Origin of the sequence: Chamaesiphon sp. VAR_69_metabat_338 (assembly GCF_031423935.1) — a bacterium.
In the GTDB taxonomy this organism is placed as follows: Bacteria; Cyanobacteriota; Cyanobacteriia; order Cyanobacteriales; family Chamaesiphonaceae; genus Chamaesiphon.
This window is the reverse complement of the sequence record NZ_JANPGM010000012.1, coordinates 1-11,913: the sequence shown is the minus strand read 5'-3', so window position 1 is coordinate 11,913 and position 11,913 is coordinate 1. Positions and strand designations below refer to the sequence as shown.

The 11,913-nt window shown below is 48.4% G+C and carries 11 protein-coding genes; 3 read left to right on the top strand and 8 right to left on the bottom strand.

Going from position 1 to position 11,913, the window contains the following annotated elements:
- From RMO84_RS00450 to RMO84_RS00430, 5 genes are all read right to left on the bottom strand, one after another.
- On the bottom strand, window positions 1–1,386 hold a 1,386-nt coding region (locus RMO84_RS00450), incomplete at its 3' end, for a carotenoid oxygenase family protein (protein ID WP_310486443.1).
- A 140-nt stretch (window positions 1,387–1,526) separates the two neighbouring features.
- Complete coding sequence (locus tag RMO84_RS00445) at window positions 1,527–2,975, bottom strand: folate/biopterin family MFS transporter (protein WP_310486442.1); 1,449 nt, start codon at window positions 2,973–2,975, stop codon at window positions 1,527–1,529.
- 157 nt (window positions 2,976–3,132) lie between these two features.
- A complete protein-coding gene (locus RMO84_RS00440; protein ID WP_310486441.1) occupies window positions 3,133–3,666 on the bottom strand; it encodes a DOMON-like domain-containing protein in 534 nt (177 codons plus the stop codon).
- Window positions 3,663–4,763, bottom strand: coding sequence for an aminoglycoside phosphotransferase family protein (locus RMO84_RS00435; RefSeq protein ID WP_310486440.1), 1,101 nt, complete (start codon window positions 4,761–4,763; stop codon window positions 3,663–3,665). Before RMO84_RS00435 ends, RMO84_RS00440 begins: the two co-directional genes overlap by 4 nt.
- A gap of 105 nt (window positions 4,764–4,868) precedes the next feature.
- Entirely contained in the window at window positions 4,869–5,846 is a 978-nt protein-coding gene (locus tag RMO84_RS00430) for a hypothetical protein (RefSeq protein WP_310486439.1), read from the bottom strand.
- Between the two features lie 255 nt (window positions 5,847–6,101).
- On the opposite strand from RMO84_RS00430, the gene RMO84_RS00425 reads away from it, so the two are divergent.
- Window positions 6,102–6,308, top strand: coding sequence for a hypothetical protein (locus RMO84_RS00425; protein WP_310486437.1), 207 nt, complete (start codon window positions 6,102–6,104; stop codon window positions 6,306–6,308).
- Between the two features lie 18 nt (window positions 6,309–6,326).
- Here the strand turns inward: RMO84_RS00425 and cobA are convergent, their stop codons facing one another.
- The 3 genes from cobA to RMO84_RS00410 all read right to left on the bottom strand — a co-directional run bounded on the left by cobA (window position 6,327) and on the right by RMO84_RS00410 (window position 8,837).
- Complete coding sequence (gene cobA / locus RMO84_RS00420; protein WP_310486435.1) at window positions 6,327–7,121, bottom strand: uroporphyrinogen-III C-methyltransferase; 795 nt, start codon at window positions 7,119–7,121, stop codon at window positions 6,327–6,329.
- 67 nt (window positions 7,122–7,188) lie between these two features.
- Window positions 7,189–7,917 carry a sirohydrochlorin chelatase gene (locus tag RMO84_RS00415; protein WP_310486433.1) on the bottom strand — a complete coding sequence of 243 codons (729 nt, stop codon included), beginning with the start codon at window positions 7,915–7,917 and terminating at the stop codon, window positions 7,189–7,191.
- Window positions 7,918–7,985: 68 nt separating this feature from the next.
- Window positions 7,986–8,837 carry a PEP-CTERM sorting domain-containing protein gene (locus tag RMO84_RS00410; protein ID WP_310486432.1) on the bottom strand — a complete coding sequence of 284 codons (852 nt, stop codon included), beginning with the start codon at window positions 8,835–8,837 and terminating at the stop codon, window positions 7,986–7,988.
- Window positions 8,838–9,066: 229 nt separating this feature from the next.
- Here RMO84_RS00410 and RMO84_RS00405 point away from each other — a divergent pair, with 229 nt between their 5' ends.
- Both RMO84_RS00405 and RMO84_RS00400 read left to right on the top strand, forming a co-directional pair.
- Entirely contained in the window at window positions 9,067–10,239 is a 1,173-nt protein-coding gene (locus tag RMO84_RS00405) for an AGE family epimerase/isomerase (RefSeq protein ID WP_310486431.1), read from the top strand.
- Between the two features lie 412 nt (window positions 10,240–10,651).
- Window positions 10,652–11,913 (top strand): response regulator (locus RMO84_RS00400; protein ID WP_310486430.1); only part of this gene is annotated, 1,262 nt, incomplete at its 3' end.

The following is an 11,913-nucleotide window of genomic DNA, read 5'->3' as shown; positions in this document are numbered from 1 at the left end:
TAGATCTGCGGCATCAAGGATGACTACAGCCGATCGATCCTTCTTACCGTCATAAATCATCAAAATCAGCCAGCCATCGTCCTCCTGAGTGCTACCAGGACGCGGTACGAATACGGGTTCGTTGACATATCCGGTTGGGGCTGCCGTCCATAACTGTTGTGCGCCAGTTTCGCGATCTAATTTGAGGATACTTTGGAGGGGTGCATTACCATCGAGAGTTTGAGCGGCACCGAGATAGACGTAGCGATAGGGATTGCCGACATTGGCGGGATTAATGGTGGGGAATTCGCAGCAGCGGGGTTCGACGAGGTGACTAGCAACGCGATTGGTTGCCAGATCTAATTCAAACCGCCACAATTGTCCTGGGGTGAGTGTCCCAAAATCGATCTCGCGGAAGTCTTTATCGGGTTCGACTTCGGGAAAAGTCGGATAGGCGATCGAATCGATCGAGATGTTACCATCATGCTCGAAAGCATTGGCGTGATGGAAGACAAATCCCGATTTGGTTTCGAGGGTGCGAACTGGTTCGCCACTGCGTGGATTGCGGGGGATGACAATAATTTTCGTCGGTTTTTCGGGTTGAAATTTGACACATTCACCCGCACCTTTGAAACCAAATAAGAATGGGAACGGATTAAAACCGACGGGATTTTGGAAGAAGATACAATAATTCGGAGTCATCGCAAAATCATGGATAAAAGCAAATCCAGGGATTACATATGAATGCTCCTCAACTACCTTACCATCGAGATCTAATTCATAGATCGTAATGCCGGTTGCGAGTCCATTTTTGTCGAATTTACCTGCCTTTAAACCAAAGTTAACCATCCGCTGTTGAATCGGATCGAATAACGGATGTGCCGCAAATGGATCGCCAGGTTTGAGGGTATTATTTAAATACTCAATCCCTAATGTGTCCAGAGTTTGGGGATCTAAGCGATGAGGTTCGGCGGCTTCCCATAGCGCGAGTAATTTACCACCCCAATAGATGACTTGAGTGTTGGCAATATTCTTGAGATTGATATCAAAAGCATTGCTCAACCAACCGCCCGCCTTCTGAGTCCCAAACACGCCACGATAGAGGAATTTTCCAGCGGCTTGTTCGGCCAGATAGGCTTCAGTGCGGACGAAGCGATTGCGAAAGTGGGCTTTGCCATGTTGGATCGTAATCCGACAAATCATCCCATCGCCATCAAAGGGATGTCGCACTGACTCATCATTAATATCAAGCAATCCCGGCCCATTCCGAAATAATGTCCCCTCTAAATCTTGGGGAATTTGACCTTCAATTTCGGTAATTTGATAGTCGTACTCTTGTTTTTGCGATCGATAGCCTTGTTTCCATTGTTCTAAGTCGTACGGCAGTGGAGTGGCTGAAATTTGCATATTATTTAGAGACGATCGGGAGCTATGTGTAGTAGTTTAATCTAAATGAAATTGAATCTAGAATGGTCTAGTTGGCGGTCTCAATCGAGCTAGCTGGGGATAAATATCTCAATTGAAATTTGCCAAAACCTACTTATATTCTATGAATTCTCTGGATTAGTTTCAAGGAGATCTGGCAATAAATCGGGAATAAAAGATTGGTTGCCAACGATGCCGGTTGGTTGATGCTCGATCGCACTCGATGGTGGAATCGACTTGAGCGTATTTGTAGTTAATTGAGCTTCTTCGCTGGGCAGGAGATTGATAAATATCAGTGGCAACATACTACCGAGATTGGTAATTAGAACTAGCAGCCATAATTTGTCGAAGTTAGTATCTGTAACTCCGAGTAAGTGGGTCAGAATTGCGCCACCTTCTTTCGATACCAAACCAGATAAATTTAAAACCGACATCAGTAGTGCGAATAAAGTCGCTTCAATTCCCGGCGGACATAATTTTGCTGCCAATACTAAAACAGGCATGAATGTCAGTTGCCCCATGACTGTCAAGATCAAGCTATCGCCAAGGGCAAACCAATGGTCGTCGATACCGATCGATCGATTAGTATGAGTCACTAGCAATAGTGCTGTCAAACCCAGTAGCGATGAAATTAATGTCGTCCAGATAAAGATCTGCCGGAACGGGATGGTTTTGAGAAAGCGTTGGAACAACCATACGCCTAGTAATGACGCCAAACTCGTCACCAGTCGCACCCGTCCGAGAAACTCGGGAGTAAAGCCCAATTCATTAGTACTGAAGTAAAAAAAAGCAGACTCCGCTGTCGGCGTACACTGCCAGATAAATAAGAACAGCGTCGGCATCCAAATAACTTTTTGGGTCAATGCCTGCCACAATTGCTGCATCTGCTCTTTGACGACTGTTGGGCGATGGCCATCTGCTAGGGTGACCGGCTGCTCGTCAATCCACACCGCTGCTGCGGAAACTAACAGCGGGAACGCCGCCGTAAAAGCAAAGACCATGCGGGTACTAAAATGTTGGAGCAGTAAGCCACTAAAATAAGCCGTCAATAATCCACCTACTGCCGATGCACCCCAACACAAAGCTTGCAGCGAACCAGCTTTGGCAACCGACTCGGTTCGCGCCCGTTCGACAATCAACGAGTCTACGATCACATCGCTAAATGCAACTGAAAGTGAGGTAATTGAGATCGCCAACGTCGCGGCAGCAGCACTGTGTACCAGATTTGCCAAACTCAACCAAGCGGCTACACCCAACAAGCCCGACAAGATCAGATAAGGTCGTCGGCGATAACCAAAGATTGGCAAACCATCAGAAATAAAACCAAATAGCGGTTTGACAACCCACGGTAAGGCCGCGATGCCCATCAGTGCGGCTACTTCGGCTGGCGATAGTGCGAGTTCGTCTTTGAGGAAAAAACTGACCGCTAGTCTAGAGATGCCCAAAATGCCCTGCACCATATACACCAGCAGAATTGCCAGCAGTTCGGGACTCGGTTGGTGTCCAAACAAGATTTTGGTAACTAGAGGATGAGAGTCGATCTCTGACGATTCGGAACGATCGGTCAGCATTATTAAAAAATGTTACGCGATATGTTAAATCCTATGGTAACTCATCTTCACAAAGCGATCGAGCGATCTGGGTGGAAAATGTTTTGAGTTGGGAGCGGGGAGCGGGGAGAGATATAAAGTATGCTCGGCAATAATTGCGTTATTGGCGTGCAGGCGTTCAAAGTGCGATCGTAAAACTATCCCGCCGATGAAAATCAGCTTCCGTACCAGTGTGAGTTAATGCCCAATAGCTAATTTCAGCTTGATTAGACTTAATTACTGCGGTAACTGCAACTTCTAACTTCAGATCGTTTTTAATTAACTTACCTAAGTTAAATTCTAGTTTTAGTATTAAAGAATTTGCCGATCGATTGATGGTATATGGCAACAATTCAAAGGCGATTTCCGACCGTAAACCCTGTCGATAATCATCGAGGACATATACATTCCAATCGCCAGTAGGAGCGAGATTAAATTCCCAATAATTAGGAGAGCCGGCCACGCCAATAAAGAACTCAAAACAGGTAGCAGTCCAAAGGTCTAGCTTCCGTGTGGGCGAACCTGTCGGCGGATCGATCGAGATAGCATTGAGATCGCCTCGCACTAAGTATTCGATCGCTAGTAAGTCATCATGACGATCGATCCGACCGCTGATTTCGATTTGGGGAACGATCCGATCTGGCGGAAACGGATGGAGCTTAAAATTACTCATGCGCGCAGCTCCTCAATAATCGATCGAATCTCTAATTCTTGCGCTTCAATACTGGCAGTTAATTGAAATTGCACTAAGGCTCGATCGAGATTGTGGGTTGGGTATTTAACTTTAAAATACACATTGCCGGCCAAATAATCGGTAAAAAATCGCAAACCCAATTCAAAAGCAATCAACCGAATCCCATCGAATAAATATGCATAATCATCCTCGGTGAGGAAGCCGCTGGCTTGGGATAAATAGCCCTGTAAAATCGCCCGACACATCTGGGTATCGAATTGAACCCGTTCCCACTCCTGTGTTTCTTCACCGAGCGGATTGCAACCCGATCGCAGACAATCGCCGATATCGTAGTGTATCAGCCCAGGCTTGACCGTATCGAGATCGATAATGCCGATGCCCCGTTGGGTCGTAGTACAAATCAGCACGTTGTTCACTTTAGGATCGCCGTGAATTAGCCTCAATGGCAGCTTGCCAGCACTTTTGGCATCTTCTAACACGCGCGCCCATTCCTGCCGCTCGCGCACGAAATTCAGACAATGTTCGACAGATCGATCGATTGTCACTTCAGTCGTCGGTAGCACCTGGTGGTAAGCTGCCAAATATGCGGGCGTAATGTGAAATCCTGGTAAAGTATCGGCAAATCGATCGGGATCGAGATCGCTAATCGAGGCATGAAATTTACCCAACGCATAGCCGACTTCGCGCCCATGTTCGAGATCTTGGATGAGATCGATCGTTTCCGAACCATCGATAAAGCTAATCGCCCGCCAATAAGCACCATCGGGTTCGATCCAGTGGTCGCAATCATCTCTAGTCAATAATACGCGCGGTACCGCCCACCGCCGTTCTACATTTGTGGGCGAGTGCAATAATTTGGCACTGATATGTTCGGTTAAAATCCGCATATTCTGCATCACCAAGGCTGGTTGTTGAAAAACATGCGTATTAATCCGTTGCAACACAAAATGCGGCTCGCGATCGTCGGCGATCGTCACCAGAAATGTATCATTGATATTGCCGCTACCAAAGGCTTGCACTGCCGTCACTGGCTTAGCTGCCGCGAATTGTTGGGCGATATTAGTTAGTCGATCCAATGTAGATAGAGGGTAGAGGGTAGTAACGCACCGAGGGAAAAGAAGGGAAGAGAGGGGAAGAGAAGGGAATAAAAAGGAACTGGTTGGGCCAATTATTAAGCCAGCTTAATTAGCAACTGATTGAGTCGATCCCTTAACTGTCGATTTGTTTTCGAGGGATTCCACCAGCGATTTTTCTTCTAGTGCTAATGAATTGTGCTCAGTCACCATCAGATTGTAAGCATCGGTTTGCCCCTTAAGTTGAGAGACTAAGAGATTGTAACTTTGAACTCGCTGATTAAAAGTAGCAACACGGCCACTATAATCGCTGTTGGGACTAGCCAAAATCGCTGCTTTGAGATCGCTGCGTTCTGATTCTACCCCTTGTGCCTCCTGTTTCACCTGAGCCGCTAATCGATCTAGCTCCGATCTGCGACTAGTCAATTGTTGGCTGAGGCTTTTGGTTTTGTCACGGAGTGCGGTAAATACTCCTTCATACCGTTCCGACAAAACCACGATCGTCAATCGATTTGTAAAATATTGCTGGTAATGTGCCTCTAACTCGGGACTGAGATCGCGCACCTCCGTGCCCAAGATCGAGTGCAGTTCGCTATCGACCGAGTTGGGATCTTGCTGGTTATAAGTATCGACTAGTTTGAGAATGCGTGAATTTTGAAGCTGAGCGAGTACCGATCGTAATTTTTGGTTGAGTTGAGATTGTTGAAACAGCGACATTCGCTGATAAGCGGCATGTAACATTTCATGCGCTGCTGTAACTTCCATGACGCCATCCAAACGCGGATCGGTGACAGCTTGTAAAAAAATTCCTTTGGTAGTGACATAGCAACCCAGGACGATCGTATGTTCGGAGCCTTTACAGAGATTCAGGGATGATTTGCGCGTTTCGATCGTCGGTTGATTGACATAGAATAAATGTCTGGCCGCATCGGTCATCGTCGTCTTTGTCGCCATCGCCGCAACATCTGGCGGTGGCTGATAGCCCATCAGTCTCACTACATCTACTAATTCTTGAGTAAATCTAATGCCCACGATCGCGACCGAGATCGCCATTGCCATAACGAGATGGCGTTTGAGTCGTTTCATAGCGATCGATCGAGTTGGTAATGAAAAAGTGGCGATACATGTCGAATACTACTTTAACAGGAGATTGTCTCGACCGGCACCACCACAGCGGCGATTTCCAGCGCACGATCGCGTCTTAACTTATGGATGCGTTCAGGTTTGTTAATCTTCATTGCAAGCGGTTAAGTAAAGTCGAGCGAGTATGATAACTTTTGAGTAAAGCCGGTTGAGTTATCGATCCTTAAAATTAAGTTTTTTACCAAGAGTAATTCAGTGATGGAGAACAATCTCGCCCAGACTGCCCTAGAAAGCCAACTAGCAGCAGGTGAAGAAATGAGTTACTATGTAGCCCACCTTCAAATGCACATGGCCCTCCAAGCTCGTAATCTGGTGCCCACGCTGACTAATGCTGCCGATAGTCGCGAACAGTTCCTCTATCAGACGCAAGCCCATTTTGAAAAGCTCGCCTCGCGCCAAGTTTAGACCGATCGAGGGCTAGAGCTAACTATCTGTGTCGAGCATTTCGGCCTTCGGGTTCCGATCGAGATACCAATTCCCTAGCGTTTCGTGGAGCTTGACGACATTACCGATCACCGCGATCGATGGGGCTTCAAATTGTTGGGCTGCTACTCGATCGACGATCGTCCCTAAGGTGGCGACTAGTTCTTGCTGGGCGGGAGTAGTCCCCCAGCGCACTAAGGCGATTGGTGTCTCCTGCGCCAATCCGGCGGCAATTAATTCCCGCGCGATCGCATCGAGATTGCGCACACCCATGTAGACGACGATCGTCTCCGCACACTGAGCGATCGCGCTCCAGTTAACGCCAGGACGGTATTTACCAGCCATCTCGTGTCCGGTCACAAAAACTACCGAAGAACTGTAATTGCGATGGGTCAGGGGGATGCCAGCATAGGCTGGAGCCGCAATTCCCGACGTCACGCCAGGTACGACTTCAACGGAGATCCCCGCCGCAATCAGATCCTCCATTTCTTCGCCACCGCGTCCGAAGATAAACGGATCGCCGCCTTTAAGTCGGACGACCACTGGATACTCGCGAGCTTTACTGATTAATAATTCAGTCGTTTCACTTTGCAGCAACGAATGTCTGCCCATCCTTTTCCCCGCGTCGATTTGCTCCGCCTGGGGCGAGATTTTGGCCAAAATTTCCGGACTGACTAAGGCATCATAAATCACCACATCAGCCGATTCTAGCAAGATCTTGCCCTTGAGGGTCAACAAACCCGGATCTCCAGGCCCCGCACCAACTAAATAAACTTTACCAACGGTGTCTGTCACTTAACCTCTGTCTGGATATGAAAATATTTGTTTAGATGGATCGCTAATCGATTCTCCGGTGGAGACGCTACGCGAACGAGTCCAGCAGCAGATTGCAGATGATGGTCACTAATTCTGGACTATTCCCAATCGGTTCGCCCAAAGTTAATTCGACCTGTGGTAGCTGCGTTCTCAATTGTGCCACTGCGGCGGCGATCGCGTCAGTGATGCCACCCGCAAATAAGAAGTACGGTAAGATCTCAATTTTGTCGGCACCTGTGGCGATTAATTCTGTTACCCGATCGGTCAAGCTCGGCGGCACCGACCAATAAGCAGTGTGTACGCCTAACCTCGCAGCCAAATCTTCGACGGGCTGATTGCCACCCGATCGCCGACTGCCGTGGGCTAATATCATAGTTCGATCGATCGAGCCAGAACGGTTCTGTGCGAACACATTGGCAAGATCGGGATGGGAGCCTAGAAATGGAGCCAAGATCGACTGGATTTGTCCGCGCGCATTAGCCAGTGCCACCTCCGCCGGAATATCCTCGATCGCATGGACGCCAGGAATTAAAAATAACGGTAAAACCACCACTCGCTCGATCCCGTGCTGGGCGTATTTACTGGCGAAATCGCCAATTTGAACGTGCAACGGTGTTTCACTCAGTTCCAGTTGTGCCGTACCCACAACAACTGGTTTGCCAGCAGTTTGAGTTGCTAGTAAACTAGTCGCGACTTGCTGCGCCAACTGACTAGCAGCAATTTGGGGACGCGGATCGCGACTGCCATGAGTTACCAATAAATAAGCGTCAGTCACACTAGTCAATAATCAATAACGATCGGACATTAGTTATAACATCAATGGCGATCGGGTAGCTAGTGCGACTATTTCGTCAAATCTAGCCGCTGTTTGCCGAGCTTTCGCTTGAGTCTGGCTCCCAATCCGATCGCCAGTCCGATTCCCAGCAAACTACTCGGTTCGGGCACTGGCGCAGCATTTGTAGTCAGGGAAATCCGCTGGATATCCACACTCGCACCAGCCGAAGTGGTATCGTCGCCCAAGAAAATAAAGTTGGGCTTGGCATAGACAGCCGTCACTGCTCCCGTTGCTGCCGCTGTATAGTCGCGCAACGCGCCACTGAGCAGTGTATCGGCACCACTCGTGAGCGTATATTGACCGGCATTACTACCGCCTAAAACATTGAGGTTATAGGTAGTTAAAGCACTCAGTGTCGAACCAATATTCGTCTTTTGTTCGCCGATCGAGTTAAAACTAGCATCATTTTGCGAAAAAATGTCAGTATCTCTAAACCCGATCTCGATTCCGCGCCGATCGCTACCTAAGACGATCGCGCTAAAACCCGCCCGATATGAACTAGCATTGGTTTGGGAGTTAATTTTGACGGTAAAACTGAGCGTGTATCCAGCATCGTTATCTAATCCTGCCGGAAATGCTGGATTGAAAAAACCGCTCAGATCGGTTTTGTAATTCGTATAACCAGCTTGAATAACGTTATCACTACTCGTATCCAATCTTGTGACCCCACCAGTTGCCGTGGGGACACCGATACCGCCACCAAAAAAATTTAAGTAGGGACTCGCGCCACTAGTTGGCGATCCTCCGAGCGCGCCATCGTAGAGTACTGTCGTTACTGCTCCAACTCGATCGCCACTACCGCCAGCAATTGCGCCGATTACTGCCATCCCCGCGATTAATCCCCAATATTTTAGCTGCATATCCGACACCTGTTAGCTAGTTAAAAGATAGACTTGTCACTATTATGCTCGTGCAGCTGCCAGATCGAGACTAACTTTAATAAAGATTACATAAATTTCAACCAGTGTCGATCGCGACCATTCTCGATCGACCATTTTGGCGTAAAATTTGGCTGTGGCGAAGATCTCTGCAATTATTTTCCCCTAAAGCCTAAAGCTTAAAGCCTAAAACCCATGGGAGTGTTGAAGTATGAGCTACGATTTTAAGGCCCTTGCCCAGCTCTACCGCCAGACGCTGCTCGATAATGTGGTGCCCTTTTGGGAGCAAAACTCGATCGATTGGGAGCAAGGTGGTTACTATACTTGCCTCGATCGATCGGGACGAGTCTACGATACCGATAAATTTATCTGGCTCCAAAATCGGCAGGTGTGGACGTTCTCGATGTTATACAATCGTGTCGAACCGCGCCCAGAATGGCTGAAAATTGCCGGACATGGCGCGAGCTTCTTGGCCGAGCACGGGCGCGATCCTCAGGGTAATTGGTATTTTGCCCTCGATCGATCGGGACAGCCCCTCGTGCAGCCGTACAATATCTTCTCAGATTGTTTTGCAGCGATGGCTTTCAGTCAATTTGCCCTCGCCGATGGCGAACCCTGGGCGAAGGATGTCGCGCTCCAAGCCTATCAGAATGTGTTGCGGCGCAAAGACGATCCCAAGGGTCGCTACAACAAAACCTACCCCGGTACGCGATCGCTCAAATCTCTGGCTGTGCCGATGATTTTGGCTAACCTGACGCTAGAGATGTCCTGGTTATTACCGAGTACCGAACTCGATCGCGTTTTGGATCTGACGGTGCAAGAAGTAATGACCGACTTTCTGGACAAAGAGCGCGGCTTAATGTTTGAAAATGTCGCCCCCGACGGCAGTCATGTCGATTGTTTTGAGGGTCGATCGATTAATCCCGGGCACGGGATCGAGGCAATGTGGTTCATTATGGACATCGCCAATCGCCGTCAGGATACTGCGACGATCCACCAAGCTGTCGATGTGGTGCTAAGTATCCTCAACTTTGCTTGGGACGAACGCTATGGCGGCATCTATTATTTTATGGATGCTGACGGGCACCCCCCCCAACAGTTGGAATGGAACCAAAAATTGTGGTGGGTGCATGTCGAAACCCTCGTCGCTTTGGCAATGGGTTATCGACTGACTGGGCGCGAGGAGTGCTGGACGTGGTACCAAAGAGTGCATGAGTATACCTGGAGTCACTTTGCCGACCCCGCACATGGGGAGTGGTTTGGCTATCTCGATCGACAAGGCGAAGTATTACTGGATCTCAAGGGCGGAAAATGGAAAGGGTGTTTTCACGTGCCCCGCGCCTTACTAATGTGTTGGCGAGAGTTCGAGCAATTAGCAGGCTAAGAGATAATTTTTAACACCACTCCGCCACTTGGCTGAAAAAAGTTGTCCCATCGCTCGATCTCACGCGTCAATGGAATTTTGCCAGTCATAATTGTTACAGGTGAGATCGAGCGTCGCTTGTCTCACGATTGCAGGATCGACAATCCGATCGATAATCCAAGTGTGAAGATGTAGTAAAAATCACTAATTGGATTAAGTAGTAGTAATAGCTAGATTTGGTTTGAATCTATAATACTATTGGTGAAGTACCCTCGCCTCACAGAGGACACCATCCCCTCCCTGCTTCGCTAGAATTCCGCTGAATCCGTTAAATTAGGCATCAAGCTATCTTTTCGTCCGGTTGAGAGGGCAACTCGATCGAATAAGTAAACCACAGTTAGGTTGGCAATATCACAAATCTAAGGAATTGGACATGATTCGCATTCTCCTGGTGGATGACCAGAAGAGCATTCGGGAACGGCTGAAGTCTCTACTAGAGACAGAACCAGACTTCGATATCGTCGGCATGGTAGACAATGGTTACGACGCGATCGAGCAGGTTAAATTACTCCTCCCTGATGTCGTCCTCATGGATATGGAGATGCCCGATATCGATGGTGTCCTGGCTACCAAAATTATTTCCCATAGCTCGCTCAAAACCCGAGTGCTAGTTTTGAGCAGTCACGATAGTGATGAATATGTGGCTGACTCCATCTATGCTGGTGCGAATGGTTATATTCTCAAGGGTGCCCCCGCGCAAGAAATTCGCGATGCCGTCCGCTTTGTCAATCGCGGCTATATGCAGATTGCGCCCGGTCTATTTGAAAAATTCATTCCGCACAAAGAGCAGACGAGTGCGCTGGAATGGAAACCTAAGCCAGTTAACGATCTCCCAGTGAGCCGGATCGAGCGGGGTGGTGGCTTAGAATTATCGCAAGTCAAAACCAATAAGGCTCTCAAGAGCAGATCGGCATCTGGGATTGCGGAATTAGAGCAGCCATCAGAATTAATTTTAGATATTACAGCGTTACAAAAATCCCGCAAATCGATCGGCTGGTATCAAGCAGCCGCCTTGGTATTGGCAGGATTAGGTTTGACAGGCTCTCTCTATTTGCTCCGTCAAAGCTTGAAAAAGCCTGCCGAGACACCCGATCGCCAAGATCGCGCTCAACAGCTCCATAATCTCCCTTTTACCGGCAAGATCGAACCGCAACACATCACCAAAATTGATGCGACAATTCCAGGCACGATCTCGGCACTAACAATCAAAGTCGGTCAATCGATTAAGTCTGGCGATCGCTTAGTGACGATCCGCAATACCGATGCCGAACGTACCAATCAAACCAAAATTCTCCAGCAACAGCAACTCGATACCGAACGCCAACAAGCTCAACTTCAGCAAGCTACTCAGCAACAACAACAATTTATTCAGCAGCAACAACTGCTCTTAGGCGAACAAAAAGCCGCCGCTGGACGCGTTGCGACGCTCCAACTAGCGATCGCTAATTATCACCAAAACATCTTGCCCCTCCGCCAACAGGTGGCGACGGCAAATATTCGCGTCAATGAGATTACCACCGGCTCGGAACGCTTGCCACTGAGCCAAAAGCTCGAAGCAGTCAACCGCGCGCAATCGATTTATAGCCAAACAGCGGCTACCTACGAGCGATTAGTGCAGTATCAAAGTGAAGGGGC